General features: G+C 41.9%; 20 protein-coding genes and 1 other RNA gene. 18 read left to right on the top strand and 3 right to left on the bottom strand.

Annotated features, from left to right (window positions below; genetic code table 11):
* Positions 1-257 precede the first annotated feature (257 nt).
* From panB to JL57_RS10125, 4 genes are all read left to right on the top strand, one after another.
* Complete coding sequence (panB, locus tag JL57_RS10115; protein ID WP_034141931.1) at positions 258-1091, top strand: 3-methyl-2-oxobutanoate hydroxymethyltransferase; 834 nt, start codon at positions 258-260, stop codon at positions 1089-1091.
* Positions 1092-1220: 129 nt separating this feature from the next.
* A complete protein-coding gene (locus tag JL57_RS10120; RefSeq protein WP_034141932.1) occupies positions 1221-1688 on the top strand; it encodes a hypothetical protein in 468 nt (155 codons plus the stop codon).
* Positions 1689-1738: 50 nt separating this feature from the next.
* Positions 1739-1924, top strand: a non-coding RNA gene (gene ssrS, locus JL57_RS34050) — 6S RNA.
* Between the two features lie 41 nt (positions 1925-1965).
* Complete coding sequence (locus JL57_RS10125) at positions 1966-2619, top strand: histidine phosphatase family protein (protein ID WP_034141933.1); 654 nt, start codon at positions 1966-1968, stop codon at positions 2617-2619.
* A gap of 63 nt (positions 2620-2682) precedes the next feature.
* On the opposite strand, the gene JL57_RS10130 is transcribed toward JL57_RS10125, so the two are convergent.
* Positions 2683-3708: a phosphatidylserine/phosphatidylglycerophosphate/cardiolipin synthase family protein gene (locus JL57_RS10130; RefSeq protein ID WP_034141934.1), complete on the bottom strand. Its 1026-nt coding sequence runs from the start codon at positions 3706-3708 to the stop codon at positions 2683-2685.
* A 142-nt stretch (positions 3709-3850) separates the two neighbouring features.
* Here JL57_RS10130 and JL57_RS10135 point away from each other — a divergent pair, with 142 nt between their 5' ends.
* The 12 genes from JL57_RS10135 (at position 3851) to surE (ending at position 14438) form a co-directional block, all read left to right on the top strand.
* Complete coding sequence (locus JL57_RS10135) at positions 3851-6160, top strand: M28 family metallopeptidase (protein ID WP_034141935.1); 2310 nt, start codon at positions 3851-3853, stop codon at positions 6158-6160.
* A gap of 65 nt (positions 6161-6225) precedes the next feature.
* Positions 6226-6465 carry a YkuS family protein gene (locus JL57_RS10140; RefSeq protein ID WP_034141936.1) on the top strand — a complete coding sequence of 80 codons (240 nt, stop codon included), beginning with the start codon at positions 6226-6228 and terminating at the stop codon, positions 6463-6465.
* 379 nt (positions 6466-6844) lie between these two features.
* Positions 6845-8119 (top strand): class I SAM-dependent rRNA methyltransferase, encoded by a 1275-nt coding sequence (locus JL57_RS10145; RefSeq protein ID WP_291299925.1) that lies wholly within the window; start codon positions 6845-6847, stop codon positions 8117-8119.
* Between the two features lie 69 nt (positions 8120-8188).
* Entirely contained in the window at positions 8189-8635 is a 447-nt protein-coding gene (locus tag JL57_RS10150; protein WP_291299926.1) for a Fur family transcriptional regulator, read from the top strand.
* A gap of 253 nt (positions 8636-8888) precedes the next feature.
* A complete protein-coding gene (locus tag JL57_RS10155) occupies positions 8889-10052 on the top strand; it encodes a tetratricopeptide repeat protein (protein ID WP_034141938.1) in 1164 nt (387 codons plus the stop codon).
* A 237-nt stretch (positions 10053-10289) separates the two neighbouring features.
* On the top strand, positions 10290-10670 hold the full coding sequence (gene queD, locus JL57_RS10160; protein WP_034141961.1) for a 6-carboxytetrahydropterin synthase QueD: 381 nt from the start codon (positions 10290-10292) through the stop codon (positions 10668-10670).
* A complete protein-coding gene (queC, locus tag JL57_RS10165; RefSeq protein ID WP_034141939.1) occupies positions 10670-11365 on the top strand; it encodes a 7-cyano-7-deazaguanine synthase QueC in 696 nt (231 codons plus the stop codon). Before queD ends, queC begins: the two co-directional genes overlap by 1 nt.
* A gap of 161 nt (positions 11366-11526) precedes the next feature.
* On the top strand, positions 11527-12084 hold the full coding sequence (locus JL57_RS10170; RefSeq protein ID WP_034141940.1) for a DUF366 family protein: 558 nt from the start codon (positions 11527-11529) through the stop codon (positions 12082-12084).
* A complete protein-coding gene (locus JL57_RS10175; protein ID WP_034141941.1) occupies positions 12084-12815 on the top strand; it encodes a 7-carboxy-7-deazaguanine synthase QueE in 732 nt (243 codons plus the stop codon). The genes JL57_RS10170 and JL57_RS10175 overlap by 1 nt, the downstream gene beginning before the upstream one ends.
* Positions 12816-12861: 46 nt before the next feature.
* Complete coding sequence (gene folE, locus JL57_RS10180) at positions 12862-13434, top strand: GTP cyclohydrolase I FolE (RefSeq protein WP_291299927.1); 573 nt, start codon at positions 12862-12864, stop codon at positions 13432-13434.
* Positions 13435-13447: 13 nt separating this feature from the next.
* Entirely contained in the window at positions 13448-13642 is a 195-nt protein-coding gene (locus JL57_RS10185) for a YpmA family protein (RefSeq protein WP_034141942.1), read from the top strand.
* A 13-nt stretch (positions 13643-13655) separates the two neighbouring features.
* Complete coding sequence (surE, locus tag JL57_RS10190) at positions 13656-14438, top strand: 5'/3'-nucleotidase SurE (RefSeq protein WP_034141943.1); 783 nt, start codon at positions 13656-13658, stop codon at positions 14436-14438.
* 60 nt (positions 14439-14498) lie between these two features.
* On the opposite strand, the gene JL57_RS10195 is transcribed toward surE, so the two are convergent.
* Positions 14499-14729, bottom strand: coding sequence for an alpha/beta-type small acid-soluble spore protein (locus JL57_RS10195; RefSeq protein ID WP_034141944.1), 231 nt, complete (start codon positions 14727-14729; stop codon positions 14499-14501).
* A gap of 116 nt (positions 14730-14845) precedes the next feature.
* On the opposite strand from JL57_RS10195, the gene JL57_RS10200 reads away from it, so the two are divergent.
* On the top strand, positions 14846-15103 hold the full coding sequence (locus JL57_RS10200; protein ID WP_034141945.1) for a hypothetical protein: 258 nt from the start codon (positions 14846-14848) through the stop codon (positions 15101-15103).
* A 13-nt stretch (positions 15104-15116) separates the two neighbouring features.
* On the opposite strand, the gene JL57_RS10205 is transcribed toward JL57_RS10200, so the two are convergent.
* Positions 15117-16661 (bottom strand): polysaccharide biosynthesis protein, encoded by a 1545-nt coding sequence (locus JL57_RS10205; RefSeq protein WP_034141946.1) that lies wholly within the window; start codon positions 16659-16661, stop codon positions 15117-15119.
* A gap of 190 nt (positions 16662-16851) precedes the next feature.
* Here JL57_RS10205 and iadA point away from each other — a divergent pair, with 190 nt between their 5' ends.
* Positions 16852-18018: a beta-aspartyl-peptidase gene (gene iadA / locus JL57_RS10210; RefSeq protein WP_034141963.1), complete on the top strand. Its 1167-nt coding sequence runs from the start codon at positions 16852-16854 to the stop codon at positions 18016-18018.
* The last annotated feature ends 98 nt before the right edge of the window (positions 18019-18116 follow it).

Below are 18116 nucleotides of genomic sequence, written 5' to 3' on the forward strand. Positions count from 1 at the left end.
GACAGTTCTGATTCAGGGAGTGATGTGTAAGAGAGTAGGACACCAAAGAACAGAGACAATAACAATGCTAAGATCGCCGCCCAGAGAATTCCTTTTAGAATTAAGCTTAAATGAAAGGATTTTGACATGGTTATCCCTCCTTTGACTGATATCTACCTATGCCTAAACTTGAAGGAGTATGACTAATTGACAGTATAAAAGAGTATTAAAAATGTAGAGCGAAAGTATGAACTTTAACAAGGGAGGTAAAATGGACAATGAAAAAGACTATTCCTGATTTTGAAAAAATGAAACAAGCTGGTGAAAAAATCAGTATGTTAACAGCCTATGATTATCCTTCAGCCAAGTTAGTAGAAGATGCAGGCGTCGACACAATCTTAGTCGGGGATTCTTTAGGGATGGTAGTTTTAGGCTATGATTCCACTGTTCCAGTAACTATGGAAGACATGCTCCACCATACAAAAGCCGTCCGCAGGGGTGCTGCAAAAACGTTTGTCATTGCTGATATGCCGTTTATGAGCTATGCGACACTCGATCTTGCCATAATCAATGCTGGGAGACTGATTAAGGAAGGGGGAGCGGACGCAATAAAACTCGAAGGAGGCTTAAACCTTGTTCCGATCGTTGAAAGCTTAACTCGTGCAGGAATTCCTGTTGTAGGACATATTGGCCTTACCCCCCAAACGGCAAACCAATTGGGCGGGTTTAAGGTTCAGGGTCGAGACCTTGAGAGTGCTGTACAGTTGGTTAAGGACAGTCAGGCACTAGAACAGGCTGGGGTATTCTTACTGGTTCTCGAGGCCATACCAAGACAAGTAGCTGCCCAAATATCCACAGGATTGAAAATTCCTACGATTGGAATTGGGGCAGGGCTGGATTGTGATGGTCAAGTTTTGGTATTTCACGATTTACTGGGACTCTTTGAACGCTTTAAACCAAAATTTGTTAAGCAATTTGCTCAACTAGGACAAGAAGCAGTTCAATCCATTCATAAATATCACGAGGAAGTTAAATTTAGTCTCTTTCCAGCAGATGAACATACCTTTGGCTTGTCAGATGAAGTAATTCAAAAACTTTATGGGGATAAATGAATTAAACCCTACTTTCGAATTAAAGTTTAACTATTACCAATATTCAGTATAGCATTTATTCGTAAATTTGATATAATATTAATTATTCTTAAGAATTATTTAATTAATATTGGGAAGGATGGACTAGCATTGAGATTAAAGGAAAAAACCCATCGGAAATTTGTCGAATTTTTCGAGAAGATTTCTAGTATGTATCAAGGTAAGGATTTCGAATTAGCATATTCAGATATTCAACGAGAAACAGGTGCCGCAAGTGTAACTTTGAAACGAGCAATTCAGGCATTAGCTGAAGATGGAGTTATAGAAGTTCATCCTGGACGTAATTCTAGATATGCGAAGTTTCATTATCTTTTAGCTCCTCTGAGCGCTGCGGAAAATTCAATCGAAAACCCTTTGGAAAAAACTCAAGCTCCAGAGGATATCAGCAATGAGGAAACGCTTCGTTCTGGTGGAGTTCTTGAAGCAATCTCAGAAGATGTAGAAGAACTTACGCAGCTTGTGGATCACTTAAAGCGGCGAGTACGTAATCAAGAAATGGCGATTGCCTTACTTCAAGATCGATTAGCAGAAATTGAGGACAAAATGCGGAAACGATAATTTCCGAGATTTGCTAGAGATTTTTTTGTCTAGTGGTGGTATAATAGTAACATAACCTAGCTTGTGCGTATTGATTACCATGGTTTTGATCCTATTATGTGACAAGGGAGCTAAATGTCAAATTAGTACAACAGGCCCTATCCGTGTGAATAAGGGAAGTTGGAAAATTGGGACTAGGTACCCACCTGCGAGAGCAGGGTCAGAAACCTGGAATCTTACGGCAAGTCGGGGAAGGGTAGGGATTATTCCCTACCCTTTTGATTGAAGGGGTGTATTGATGACTCGAATCATATTAACGCGCCACGGTCAGACCTTATGGAATATTGAAGGACGAGTTCAAGGAAGTCTAGACTCTCCGCTTACGGAAAAGGGAATACTTCAGGCCCGTTCCTTAGCTCTTCGGCTTAAGAACGAGCGGATTGATCATATTTACTCCAGTGATTCCCAAAGAGCGATTGGAACAGCAGAAGAGATACGCCTTGAGCTGGGTCTTGGCAAATTGTCTTTAAATCCTGCACTTCGTGAGTTTTCTTTTGGAGAGTGGGAGGGGTGTATTTGGCAAGAGTTACGGGAAACCTATCCGGATATCTTTAAGATTTGGGACTCAGAACCACATCTAGTCACTACACCAGGCGGAGAGAACATGACGGGAGTCATGGAAAGGGCCTGGAATTTTGTGCAACATATCATTCAAGCTCATTCAGGAGAAACGGTTTGTCTAGTAACTCATGGCTTGACCTTAAAGCTTTTGATTACCAAAGCACTGGGTTTTGAAGTACATGAGTGGGCAAAAACTCCTTGGCAACATAATACGGCCTTAAATATTCTTGAAGTAGAAGGACAAAAATGGATCCCCAGCATCCTCGCAGATTGCCAACATTTAGAAGGACTTGAGGAATTAGCTGATCAAGAGTCAGATCCCAAAAAATAATTGCAAAGGTAAAAGACAGGCATGAGCCTGTCTTTTACCTTTGCAAGAAAATAGCCACAGTAGTTATTCAGAACTTTTTTCCCAGTCCTGTAAGAACATCTCGCCTAATCGAATGGATGCAGTAGGGGAAGGGACGGTTGTGGAGAATTCATGGTTGGCGAGAAATGAATAGCGTGTCCAACCTGAACTGCTTAAGATAAACGACTTATTATCAAAAATGCCTACGCTCATTCCGAGTGGTGGTTCGCTGGGGTAATACCGAATCTGAACCCCCTGGGCGGCGGTTAAGGTTTCGAGAGTCACTGGATTCTTAGTGGTTACAGCGCGATCAAGGATTAGCCGAACGTCACATCCTTTACCAGCAGCATCAATTAGGGCCTGTACTAAATCTGGATCTGTAATTTCTGTGTTTTCAATCCAGATTGAAGTTGTACTAGATGAGATTCGATCGGCAAGTTGTTGTCGGACATTAGCGTTCGTAGCTAAGATAATATTATCTTCCGGTAGGGAGGATGTCTTGGGGACATTTAAAGGGAATGTTGTGGTGAATTCCCAATCTTTGGAGAACAAGGTAGCTGCCTTCCAGGCGGATCTGCCGGATAACTCGAGAGCAAGATCGTGGGTCTGAAATCCGTACTCTGTCCAGTGAGGACCATAAACAATAGCTCGGGTCTGATCAACTATTAAGTTCTTAGTGTGGTTATACTGGCCTTTTTGAGCAGGATAAAACTGGACAGAAACATTTTGATTTTTGAATTTATCGAGAGTTGCTCGATTTACCTTTTGCCATTGGTCTAAGAGAATGCGGACATCGATACCTGAGCTGGATTTTTCAAGGAGAAGCTCAATAAGGCGAGGGTCATCAAATTCTGCCTGCTCAACGTAGATTGACGTTTGTGCAGACTGAATGAGAGTTAATGTTCGTTCATAGATCTCCTCTTTATCCACTAGAAGTGCATCAGCGGGTAGGTTGGAAATTGGAATTTCTTCAGGGAAAAGTTTTGGTAATTTAATCGTACAACCGCTTAAGAACAACAGACTAAACAATAGTAGAATTAGGATTGAAAGGTAGGATTTCTGTTTTGACATGGCGCTACTTCTCCCAAAGTTAAATATTAATTACAGTATACCATATATGTCCAAGCGGTTAAAACCGTTGTGAGGAATAACCCTAAGAAGTTTTTCATAAGAATTGGCAAAGTGAGTTTGAACTTCGAAGGGGTAATAGATTATGAAGGTTTCCAAGACGATCATGATCGTGTTCATAGTTTTGGGAAGTCTAATGGTTTTTTTCGGATTTAATAGTTTTAGACCCAAGCTTACTCCAACTTCCAATGATGCTGTTGAGGATTTTTCCGCGACAATGGCCTATGAGCATGTTAAATATCTCGTGCAAAAAGTTGGGCCTCGACCTGCGGGAAGTAAGTCAGAGTTGAAGGCTGCTCAATATATTCATTACGTACTAACTCAAAATGGTTGGAAGGTGCGCGAACAACCCTTTAGCAAGGTTGTGGTTCGCGAAGTTTCAATCTTGCAGCCTGAACAACGAGTCGAACTGATCAATAGCCAAAACATCATTGCCGAATTACCGGGATCACGTCCAGATACAATTATCATAGGTGCCCACTATGATTCAGCAACATTTAATGCCCCTGGAGCAGTGGATAATGCCTCCGGAGTCGGCCTTTTACTGGAACTTGCCAGAGTATTAAGTAAGGAACCCCATGAAGAAACCTATCAGCTTGTATTCTTTGGAGCAGAAGAGTTCGGGCTGGTTGGGTCACAATACTATACCTCACAAGCAGACTTATCCGCTGTGCGTTGGATGCTTAATATTGACATGGTTGGAACCCCTCTAGAAATTGATGTGGCTGGTAAAAAGTCTGCTCCACCGGAACTGATTAAGCAGGTTACAGCTTTAGCTGGGGAAAGCAATATCCCTTTCCATCTCAGTCGAGATTCCATCATAATGACCCGTGATAGTTCTCAAGGGGGGACGAGTGATTTTAGCCCCTTCTTAGATCAAGGAATTCCTGCACTGGGTTTAGGAATTTTTGGACGCCCTTCTGGATACTATCATCGACCAGAAGATCGCTTAGATCGTGTTTCTCTGGAAGAGATGCAGAAGATTGGGGACTATTCCCAGCGCTTGCTAAGGTCTATAAGGTTAGAAAAGCTAGGACCTCAGAACTGGGATGAGTTATATCTACCGTTTCAAATGGGTAAGAAGGTTATCATTGTCCCAAGTCATGGAATTCGTATCTTCACGTTTTTCACCTTGCTAGTCACGGGGTTGATTGTCATTAAATTAATTAAAATTCGTGCTCAAAAGCCTAGATTGGACGGTAAAAAGGTTTTGCTGATTCTAGGGATTACTCTGTTGATGAGTCTTATTGTAATTGGCTTAAGTGGGATTAGTGAAGCTCTTTGGCAATGGATTAAACAGGCGACGTTCATCTACTACGCTTATCCAACACTCTTTCTTGTTGTTCGTATAGGAATTGGCTTAGGGATTTTTCTAATTCTAGCGAGTTGGTTAGATTCATTTCCACTAGCACGAGATCCCCAGCTCTATTGGTTTATCGGAGTGTTGATCTTGTTAGTACTTAGTTTAGTATTAGCGCTCAATCGAATTGACCTTGCTTTTCCGTTTGTATTTTGGTTGTTGTGCCTGAATCTGCAGTTTTTCTTACCGAACATTATATTAGTTTTGATCGGTCCCTATTTTATCTATTGGATGCACTATGAGCTTTTAAATTCTCCGCAGTGGCTAAGCTATTATGAGGCAATACATAACCACTTTTTAATTTTCTTGGTTATATACAGCTTGCTGTTAATTCCTTTCTTGCTAGCTGCATTGCATGTAGCTATCACACAAAGAAAACTTGCTAAGCAACTATTGAATCATGTGCGCAAACCTTCCTTAGTTCTGACAGGCTTACTGATTTTATCCTTGGGGTTGGTCCCAATGTACACCCGAGATTACCCACAGACGGTTGTTGTTCGAGAAGAGTGGTCTGGAAGATCGGAAGGGTTCTTACATGTTTTTTCGAATGAAGAATTGCCACGTAAAGTAGTGACTGATTTGAATGGCCAGCAAGGCAAGAGTCTTTATGTACCAGTACTCAATGAAAACCCCCCCCTTAGTATCGATACCTCAGTGGTAGAGAAAATTATAAATTCACAGAGATCCCTAGAAGTTGCTCTCAAATTAAACTATTCCAGTGAACCTTATTTAATCCGTTTTATCTTAGAAAGTGATCAACCTTTTGAACTACAGACCGACGAATTTCTACCGATGTCTAAACTACCCAAAAAATTACAACTTAGAGGAATAGAACAATCCTCTGGAACCTATTCAATCATCCTGCAAAGGACGCCTCCTCAGAAAAATACCATCCAACTCGCTGTGGAAACTCAGAGCGTAATGTCCTGCACAGTGGAGGCAATGTTTCCTGAACCTGCCCCCCGAATCCTAATTCAAGATCCTCTTTTATCAGTTGATTATCAGATTAGCTTCAAAGAGAGCTTTGATTTTTAAAAAATAGGATTGTATAGGTTGAGACTATTGGGGAAAAATAGAGCTTAAGTGAGGAAGGTGAGAAAATGTATAAAACTATAGCAGTAGAAGATGGGCTCGATAATGTGATTCAAGCGTTACATGCCGGGGGATTTAAAACCACACCTTTAGAGGGTGAAAAATTGCAAAATGTCCGCGCCGCAGTTGTTAAAGGGAACGGAACGTCGCTGATAGCTCCAGATTGGCCCGTTAAAATGCCAATTATAAATGCAGCAGGTCGAAGTGCTGATGAAGTATTGGATATTCTTCGTGATCGTCTCTCATAAGCAAGTACGTTTCAACTAACTATTCTCCGTCCTTTTGAAGGGACGGTTTTTTAGTCACCAAAATGGCAATAATTTACATATAATGCAGGGAGAAGATAGGTTATCTCAGGAAGGAGTTGCTCTTATGTTTTTACTCCCCTTTGCTCTAGGTTTTGGTCTTGGAGCCTTTGTTTCTCCTCGTTATGCACCATACCCCTACCCTTATGCGTATCCTACCGCTTACGCCGCTTATCCCTATCCCTATCCTTACCGGGGATGGTAATTAGAGGGTCTCGTAGTGCAGAGAAGGAAGCTTAAGCTTCCTTTTCTGCCACTTTCGAGGTATTCTTAAGCAATACGCCCATTTTAGTAGATGGACCTGAAAGCGAGGAAGAACAAAATGATTGTGCCAAAAGCATTTCTAAAACAAAATCGTAAAAAGCGACTTGAACAGGGGCATCCCTGGGTGTTTCCCAGTGAAATTGAAAAAATAGAGGGAAATCCTCAAGGCGGAGATATAGTACATATTGTCAATCATGTCGGACATTTTTTAGCCCAAGGATTCTATAATCCTTTATCCCAACTCATACTTCGAGTTGTATCGTATTCTGAAGACGACGTTGATGAAAGCTTATTTTACAGTAAAATCGAACAAGCTTGGAAACGGCGACAATGGCTAGTACCTGAAGCCACATCTTGTCGAGTAGTCCATGGTGAGGCTGATTTCCTACCAGGATTAATCATTGATAAATATGAAGATGTCCTAGTTGTCCAAATTCTCTCGTTAGGAATAGAAATGCGACGCCAATGGATATATCAAGCCTTAATTAAACTATTTAACCCTCTTGGAATTTTTGAGCGAAGTGATGTTTCGGTCAGACGTCTGGAAGGGCTCGAAGAAAGGATGGGTTTTGTAGACCAACCCTTTGAGACTAAGGTAACAGTTCGTGAGAATGGATTGAGCATTTTAGTGGATGTTGCTGAGGGGCAAAAAACTGGGTATTTCTTTGATCAGCGTGAAAATAGAGCTGCTCTGAAACCTCTGATGACAGGGTGGGGAGCTGGGCGAGGGATTAAGGTGGATAGTAATGGGCTGCCTATCGATCCAAAAGGGAAAGCCATTAAAAATCCTTTTTGGGACGGTGCTGAGGTATTAGACTGTTTTTCGCATACGGGTTCTTTCATGCTCCATGCCTGTCAGTATGGTGCCAAAAAGGTGACCTGTTTAGACATTTCAGAGAAGGCTATTGAGATGGCTAAAAGTAATGCACTCCTTAATGGGTTCCTGCATCGCACTGAATTTATAGCAGCCAACGCCTTTGACTTTTTGCGTGAACAAGTGAAAGATAAGAAAACGTGGGATGTGGTCATCCTAGATCCACCAGCTTTTGCCAAAAATCGCCAAGCGATAGAAGGTGCTCTCCGGGGGTATAAAGAAATCAACCTTCAGGGCATGAAGCTGGTTCGTAATGGAGGAATCTTAGTGACGGCTTCCTGCTCCTATCATTTGAGTGCGGCGCGCTTCTTGACGATGCTCCAAGAAGCAGCAGCGGATGCCCATAAAGTATTGCGACTTATTGAATTCAGGCGTGCTGGTGCTGACCACCCCGTGCTACTGGGTAGTGAAGAAACAGACTATCTCAAGTTTGCCATGTATGAGGTGTTTAATCGTTAAATTCTGCGAATGCCCTTTTCAAAGGAGTTTTCTTGACATATAATGGAGATATGTGGAGGAGGTCAAGGGGTGGAGGAATTAAAGACATTTGAAAGTATCTGTAATATGTTGCGCGATCATTCCTATAAGGTAACCCCACAGCGCCAGACGATCTTACAAACGTTTTTAGAACATGTAGATCGCCACTTGAGTGCTGAAGAGGTGTATATGCTCGTCAAACACCAAAATCCAGAAATTGGTTTAGCAACCGTATATCGTACCTTAGACATATTAGCTGTAATAGGAGTTTTACTTAAAAACGATTTTGGCGATGGGCGAAGTAGATACGAATTTAGCAGAAAGGACGAACATCATCATCATCACCTCATCTGTCTACGCTGTGGGAATGTCTCGGAATTTGATGATGATTTATTAGAGTCCCTGGAGGCTGTGATTATCAAACGCAACCAATTTAAAGTCATGGACCACGATTTGAAATTTTACGGACATTGTAAAGATTGTGGAGAGGCGCAGTAAAGTGCGCCTCTCCTTTAATTTGTAAGTTTGTGAATGATGATACTCCCTTTTGTAGATATTATGAATGAAAATAAAGAATCAAGGACAGTATTTTTAAACTCTGGCGAGAAAAGTGGATATTCATTCACTTTATGAGAATTACTGGGCATCTGGAAGGTATTTGACGTACGATTTTAGGAATAAAGAGAAGGGGAAAGCAGCCTAAAAGGAGAACGTAAATATGGAAATATAAGTAAATAAAGGGGCGGAAATTATGGCTTTACCTTTGGCCTCGAGACGTAAACAGAAATGGCCTTCTCTTCAAAATTCATATGTCTGGAATTCTCTCCAAGCCAAATGGTATCAACGATTTGGCAAGACGGATGATGCCATCCGAAATTGGGTAGATTTGTTAAATCGAGAATCGCCAAAGCTACGTTTAAGAGAAGTGCGTCATTTAATTGAGGTTCAAGCATTTCAAGAAGCAAGAGATTATCTAGAAGGTCTTGAATTCGATCGTGAAAATTCACATGAAATTAGTTATCTGCTTTCCCGCTGTTATCTTGGTCAAGCACTCATCCCACAAGCCAAAGAAAAAATTGAGCAAGCAATTCAGTCATTACCTCAGATGGCGATGTATTGGGATTTACTCGCAGACATCTATCTGGAAATCGGAGATTGGCGTGAGGCGATTAAAGCACTTGATAATTCATTGAGAGCTGCACCTCAAAATGTGGAAACCAATTATCGTTTGGGTATGATTTATGCTTATCACGAAGAACATCTTGAAGCATTAAGGTGCTTTCAAGGATGTTGTCAACTCCGACCACGGGAGTACTTATATTGGGAAATGAAGGCCGAAATGCATTTAGTATTAGAACAGTTGCCAGACGCCTGTGATAGTTTTGAAAAAGCCCTTCGCTACGGTGGAACTACGGATTTAGCGGCGAGATTAGCATATTGTTATATCCAAAATGATCAAATCAAAAAAGGAATCCAATACTACAAATTCACCTTGAAAAATGAGCCGGATCACTATGAAAGTTTGAGTAACCTTGCTGCAGTCTATCAAAATCTAGGCCGATCTCAAGATGCTTTAAAACTATTAGATCGCGCCATTATCATCTATCCCAAAGATCCAATCCTGCTCAATAATTTAGCCTTTACCTTGGTTCATCAAGGACGCACAAGAAAAGCCGCAGAGGTTTATCGAGAAGCTTTAGAGTTGACACCCAATCATCCCCTAATTCTCTATAATTTAAGTGTTTGCCTTACTCGCAAAGGGAATTGGCAGGAATCCATTGATTTACTCAATCAGTTGATTGAAAATGATCCCAACCATTCAGCTGGCTGGGCCTTACTGGGTAATATTTATGAACAAATTGATCAATCTGATACAGCCATTGATTGCTTTAATAAGGCTTTAAAGCTTGCCTGACGGAGAAGGGTTATTTTAATGAGCGACTGGCTATAAGGCTACAAAGTTCAAGGAACCTTCAGAGAGAGTTAGATTACTCTATCTGAAGGTTCCTTTTCAGCGATGGATAAGTTTACACTTTCTAGCAACTTAAAACCAGGGTCAAGAAACCAAGTTTATGAATTTATTGATATTTCGTTTTCTTTTGTGAATAATAATGATAAAATAGACTGTAATTTGTCATATAAGGAGCGTAAAATGTTTCAGGTATGTGTTCGAGCGCATTTCGATGCAGCTCATTTTATCAGAGATTATGACGGAGATTGTGCTAACTTGCATGGTCATCGCTGGGATGTTGAAGTCTGTATTGAAGGTCAACGACTAGATCATCTGGGAATGTTGATCGATTTTAGTGTTGTTAAGCAGTCCGTTCGAAAATCATTAAAGATATTGGATCATGGCTTGTTAAATGATCAGCCAGCTTTTGGTATCCAAGGAGTCAATCCAACAGCTGAAAATCTTGCGCAATTTCTGTTTATGGAATTTAAAAAGGACTTAGTGCTTGAGGACAAGCGCCTAGCGTGGGTTAAAGTCTACGAGTCTCCCGATACATGGGCTCTATTTAAGGGGGACGAATGATGCCTGGAATCATTTTACTATCGGGTGGTTTAGACTCAACCGTTGCCTTGGCACTCCATTTGGAAAAAAATGTTGTGGATTTAGCCTTAACGTTTGATTATGGGCAAAGGGCCAATCAACGTGAAATCTCGGCAGCGAGAAGTATTGCTGAGCATTATCACATTCCGCATAAGGTTGTGCCATTACCTTTTTTGCAAGAGCAGACCTTTTCCGCGCTTGTGAATCGTTCAGAAGGGCTGCCCCTGATGGAATTGAGTGATCTCGATGACCTTGACGGGCAAGCACAAAAAAGTGCTCGTCAGGTATGGGTGCCCAATCGCAATGGCTTATTTTTGAATATTGCGGCTGTATATGCTGAAAACATGGGTGATGGTGCTGTTTTAATTACAGGCTTTAACAGTGAGGAAGCTGCGACCTTTCCAGACAACTCTCTAGAGTTCATGGCTGCCATGAATATATGCTTCACTTTTTCAACTCAAAATCAGGTGACCATCGTAAGTGAGACTTCGATTTACTCGAAAAAGGAAATTGTTCGAGAAGGGCTGCGCTTGCACGTCCCTTTTGAACATATATGGAGCTGTTATGAGAGTGAGGAAAGAGTATGCGGGCAATGCGAAAGCTGCCTAAGACTAAAACGTGCTCTCCTTGCCAATGGTGCTCAGGGACTTGTAACTCAACTATTTGGTTTTCAATAAGATATCAGGATAAAAATACAATTTACTTGGCAAGATTTTTAATACAATCAGAAAGTATAAACTAGCGTTATATACTGCAAGAAGGGTAATCCGTGCGAAGACAGTGTCTTCGCGGGCACCAGCCAAGTTTTCTTTATCGGGGCTGAGAAAGAGGGATAGTTATGAAATATACAGTCCTGCGTACCCCCCTCAACTATGATGGCAGTCAACTTCAATCCTTGTTTGCCTACAAAAACTTTGGCTTGATGGGAGATAGCATGAGTGTATTCCGTGGCTCGTGCCGTGTAGAACAAGACGAGATGGTGGATATGGAGGATGTCTTGGCCAAAGACTGGATCTATAGTGAGGACATGCTGCATTTTATTGTCGAGCATTTCGAGATGGACTTAGAAAAGACCATTATCCGGCAAAGACTGCTTATCGCGACAATAAAGGAAGAACTCGAAAGGCTTGGAGTGAGAACCCTCAGCCGCAGTGGGGATGATCTCTATGAGGCTGATAAAAAGCTCTCTGTGAGTATCAGTACCCTTTCTCCCGTATCCACCTTGATTCATTGTGGTCTAAACGTATCCAATCTCAATACGCCGATTCCTACCGTCGGTTTGGCTGATCTTAAGATTCAGGATGTTTTAGGGTTTGGAGAGAGCGTCGCCAAACAATACTGTGCTGAGGTCGGATCGATGCGCCTTGCGCGTTGTAAAGTTCGAGGGGTATCGTAATGCTTAAACTACCAATTACAGAAATTTTCTCATCGATCCAAGGGGAAGGTCCCTACGTTGGGGTCAGACAAATTTTTCTGCGCCTGCCAAACTGTAACTTAAACTGTCCCTATTGTGATACAAATACTTCAATACCTCCACAGTTCAGGATGGAGGCAGATTCTGGCACACAGCTATTTAAACAATTTGACAACCCAGTTCCTATCGATAAACTGCTTGCTCTCATAGAGACTTACGACGTTAATCTTCATCATTCTCTAAGTATCACAGGAGGAGAGCCTCTGCTTTGGGTCAAGGAACTAAAGGTGTTACTGCCTTTGTTACGAGATAAAGGATTTAAGATTTACCTAGAGACCAATGGGACTTTACCCGAACAACTTCTTGAAGTGTTACCTTGGGTTGATATCATCAGCATGGATATTAAACTACCCTTCGATGGTCAGGTTTTCTGGGATGTTCATGAATTCTTTTTACGCTATAGCCTGCAAAAGGAAGTTTTTATAAAACTTGTGGTTCAAGAAGATACTAGTTTAATAAATCTTCACATCGCTCGTGATTTAATTGCTAGAGTTGACCCCTTGATCCAGACAATTCTTCAACCGGTCACACCAACGCACGGAATAAAGGCTCCTAAGCCGGATCAGCTTTTGAAATGGCAAAGCTTTTTTCTGGAAAAACTTCGTAATATTCGAGTAATTCCTCAGACCCACGTTTTTATGGGTCAACTATAATAGGTTAGTAACTCAAGGAACCATAGAGTAAAGGAGAAAATAGATTATGGGGATGGATTTAGAAAAGATTGAGCAAGCAGTATACATGATTCTCGAGGCTATTGGAGAAGATCCTGATCGAGAAGGGTTAAGAGATACTCCGAAACGTGTGGCCAGGATGTATGCAGAAGTCTTTACAGGGTTACATGAAGATCCGAGTCGACATCTGAAAGTCCAATTTTCCGAAGAACATGAAGAGATGGTCATCGTGAAGGATATTCCGGTTTATTCTATGTGCGAACATCACCTTGTTCCATTTTATGGTAAAGCCCATGTTGCCTATATTCCACGGAAAGGTAAAATAACGGGTTTATCAAAATTCGCTCGTGTTGTGGAAGGATTTGCCCGCAGACCTCAGCTTCAAGAACGCTTGACCTCCGAGATTGCGGATGCCATAATGGGCGAACTAACCCCCTTAGGCGTTTTGGTGGTCATCGAGGCAGAACACATGTGTATGACCATGAGAGGGGTTAAGAAAGCAGGATCCCAAACCTTAACCTCTGCTGTACGGGGCATATTTAAAACCAATCCTATTACAAGATCAGAAGCTTTTTCACTAATTCAAGGACACAAACGTTAAGAAAGAGGATGTTATGGGAGAACAACAAGGAAACCCGTCCGAAGGACAAGGGAAAATTGAACTAATTTCGTCACTGCGGCTTGGCGTGAATGGAGAACTTTATAAGGTGGTTGATTTTCTGAATAAGAATTTGAAAGACCGTCGACTTATGTTTGGCTTGACTAAAAAAGACGATAAAATGGTGATTTCGGTCTACGAAGTAGAGTGAGCGGGGGAATACCATGCATATTTTACTGACCAATGACGATGGCTATCATGCGCCTGGGATTCAAACCCTATATCGCACTTTGAGATCTCAAACAAAGCATGACATTAGTATAGTTGCTCCAGAGAGTCAGCGTTCAGCCACTGGACATTCTATCACCCTATTTCAACCCTTGTTTCTGACAAAATATGAGTTGGACGGGGATCTGAAGGGGTATGCCGTCAGTGGTACACCTTCGGATTGCGTAAAAATTGCGATACAAGGGGAACTTATCTCCAAGCCGGATCTCCTCATCTCTGGCATTAATCAAGGCTCAAACTTAGGTACAGATGTTTTTTATTCGGGGACGGTTTCGGCAGCAATGGAAGGCGTTTTGCTTGGAATTCCTGCTTTAGCAGTGTCGCTGGCGAGTTATGAATATGATAACTTTGAACCGTCTGCCCTGTATTTAGCTGAGCACCTTGATTACCTTGTTGAGGAACATCGAAAGGGATTAATGAATATTAATTTTCCAGGTAAGCTTCAAACAGAGTGGCGTGGTGCTAAGGTGACGAGATTGGGTAAGGCTGTTTATGAGAATGTGTTTGAGCGACGTGTTAACCCTCACGGAAAAACCTATTACTGGCAGTGTGGAAATTTAACTCAGGATCAAGAAGGTGACACTGATCTAAGAGCAATCCAAGATGGCTTTGTTTCCATTACTCCAATGCATAGTGATTTGACGGATTACACTGATCTTCAAGTATGGCAAACTCGTTTGAGTGAATCGGACATCATGTCTGTTGAACGAGATAAATAAAGGAGTACAGAATCATTCTGTACTCCTTTATACTTAAAATCTGCGATCTAAGAATTCGTTTCACTCAACAGGGGTGTTTAGAGATTCCTTTGCTCTCCGAATCATGGTTTTGACCATACTACCACCGATTCGGCCTCCAACATAGCCACATTCACGAGAGGTCATGTTTTCCCAGCCTTGAGACTTGATCTTAGAACTTAATCCTAATTCCTCGGCAACTTCCCATTTGAATTGGTCTAATACAGCGTTGGGCAATATACCACTGTTGCTATTATTCTTTTTGCGACTCATTAAGTTCATCTCCTCTCATTAATCTCTAAGACAATTCTAGTATTCACGTTTCAGCGGCGGTTTATAGTACTAAAATAATGGATATATAATGTGTATTTACTAATGGAGGAAGTTACATGATTATTGGCACGTTTGTTTTTTACTTTATTCTTTTTGTAATCGTCTTTTCATATCCGAAATTTAATAAAAAAGAAAGATCAAGCTCACTACTTAAGCTTTTGACAATACCAGCGCTCTTAGGTCTGGCTATGGTCTTTTTAACGGTCATCAAAGTTTATTTTGTCTACAAAATCTTAGCTTTATTATTTGTTATTATCATGTTTCTCTTAACCTATTGGCAATGGGGAGACCAAATCCGTCGTTTCTGGAAATAATAATTAGACCAGATTAGATTGGAAGGAACTTGCCAATCCAAGGAAGTCGTTTTAGATCTTGCAAAGCAATACCACCATTTATAAATAGGATTATACCGTAAACGACTAGTCCTAAGAAAAATTCGATGAAATAACCTAAAACATGTCCGCCCAAAAATGGATTTAACCCTTGAAACACAAGAAGCATGCCAACCCCTCCACTTAATGGTTGGAGTATAAAGCGTTGAAGGTCTAAGGGCATTCCAGTATAGCGGGCAATTGCCATAATATTCAGAGATGCCACGATAAAGTAACCAAGCACAAAGGCCCAGGCCGTTCCTCTAAGACCCCATTGGGGAAGCCCTGTGAGGTATATTAAGACAGGAAAGCGAATGATTGCTGCAATGATGGAATGAAGGACTGGTAACTGAACCTTACCAAGTCCCTGGAGAATTCCAGTTGTGGTTTGTTGTATATACGAAAAGATGCCGCCAAAGGCTAGTATACGTAAAATTGGGGAGATGTCTGAACTCTTGAAAAATGCCGTCAAGGGCCGGGAAAAGTAGAAGAGAATAATTAGACAGGGAATACCGACTAAAATGGTCAAACGAATAGCTTCAGCGCTTCGGGCCCGGACAATATGAAATTGACGGCGAACAGCCGCTTCAGAAATGGATGGGACTAGTGAAGCGGCTAAGGCGAAGGTAAAGACACTAGGAAAGGAAAGTAATGTGTAGGCTGAGCCTCCAAGTTGTCCAAACAAGGTTATGGCTTCACGTGCCCCATAGCCTGCTGCTTGCAGGCGCATTGGGATAAGGATAGCATCTAAAGAAGATAAGCCTGTTGAGAGAAGCCTTCCGACGGTTACAGGGGAGGCTAAGTGCCATAATCGCCTTAGGATTTGGCGTTTTGAATAACCGGGTGCCTGGCTCTCGCCGGTCGGTTTAGGTTTGCGCCTTTGATACTGAAAGATGATTGCTAGCAATCCAATCACTTCACCGGCCAACATCCCTAAGGCTAACCCTGTTGCAGCCCATTCTACTCCGTGATCAAGAAGTCGAAGCGCTGCAGTATAACCGACGATGACTCTAATAATTTGTTCGAAAATTTGGCTGATCGCCGTAGGAACCATGTTCTGCAAGCCTTGGAAGTAACCACGGAAAACTGAGGACACTGAGACGATAAAGATTGCCGGAGTGCAAATAAGAAAAACATTCATCACCCTAGGGTCAGGAAAAATTCGCTGGGAAAGGTGCGGGGCAAGAAAATAGAGGACGATGGAGACGACGGCACCAGAAATACTGAGTAGCCAGAGAGCTAGTCGAAAGATGGATTGAGCGTGTTGCGGACGTCCTAGGGAAATTTCTTCCGAGACCATTTTAGCAATGGCTAGTGGAATTCCAGCCGTTGTGAAAACAAGAGCCAACATATAAATTGGGAAAACCATATTGAAGAGGCCATAAGCTTCACCTCCAATATAATTCATGATTAAATATTGGTAGGCAAAGCCTAGCAGGCGGTTTAACAAATTTGCTCCCATGAGGATTGTCGCACCATAGACAAAGGTTCTTTTCGTCATTTGACCCTCCACAATCAATAGTTGAACTTGCACTTTAACCTTATGCTTGTGGAAAACAAGAAATGCAGTGAAATTTTCAGATCACCCCCTGGGTATAAAGGATTTTTTAACGAAGACAGAGAAATATTAATTATTGTGGGATATCGATCCAAAAGTGGGGCATTATACCTCAAGGAGAGGGTGTGTCATGGTGTGGAAACTTCTGAAGAATGCCAAACTTTATTGTCCTGAATACACAGTAAATTCAGATATCTTAATTGTCGGGAAGAGTATTGCAGCCATCGATAGAGATCTAAGTCTTCCTGAGTTTGTAGAAGGGGAAGTAGTCGATCTTCAAGGCAAAACACTGGTACCGGGTTTTATAGATGCCCATGTCCATATTTGCGGAGGAGGGGGCGAAGCCGGTCCTGCCTCGCGTACTCCAGAACTTAAACTTTCCCAATTAACTCGAGCAGGAACGACAACGGTCGTGGGCTGCTTGGGAACAGATTCTGTCTCCCGTTCCATGGCTGAATTACTCGTTAAGGCGAATGCTCTGCAAGATGAGGGAATAAGCACCTATATCTACAGTGGTGCCTATCAGGTCCCGATGAAAACCCTGCTGCCAACGCTAGAGCAAGATCTTGTTTTGATTCAAAAGGTAATAGGTGCAGGAGAAGTAGCCATTTCCGATCATCGCTCCGGACAGCCCCAAATAAGTGAACTTGAACGTTTAGCTGCGCAGGCCCGAGTAGGAGGAATGCTCGGGAAAAAGGCTGGAGTGATTCATCTTCATCTTGGAGAGGGGAAACGAGGCTTAGATCTTATCTGGAAGATCCTTGAAGAAACGGAGATTCCGATTACTCAATTTATGCCGACTCATATCAACCGCACTCATTCCTTGCTTGAACAAGGGATTGAGTTTCTTCTAGCCGGGGGTCATATCGATCTGACTGCAGGCTGTGACGATTTTCCGGTAGAGCTACGTGTCCCCTCCGTCTTACAATTGTTGAATCAACGTCAAATCCTCAACAATCGAATTACAGTAACTTCAGATGGAAATGGAAGTATGCCACAATATAACGAAACAGGTGAGCTGATTGGCATGGGAATCGGTTCAGTTGAGGTTCTCTGGCGTGATATTAGAGAGTCTGTAATACACTTTGGACTCCCGTTAGAAGTCGCCTTGCGTACGATCACCGCTAATGTTGCTAATGTACTTCGACTACAAAATAAAGGGATAATTCGTGTTGGGTACGATGCTGATCTTGTCGTCCTCGATAAAGATTTGCAGGTCCAAGATGTCTGGGCAATGGGAAAATGTATGATGCGCAATTATCAAACACAGGTCTGGGGAACTTACGAACAAATAAATTAGCTGTTATCAAGATACTTGACCCTTATTAATTCATAAGTAAGAGTAAAATTCATAAGTAAGACTAATTAGGGATATCTAGACATAGTGACTCCAGTTAT

This window comes from Desulfosporosinus sp. BICA1-9 (genome assembly GCF_000802135.1).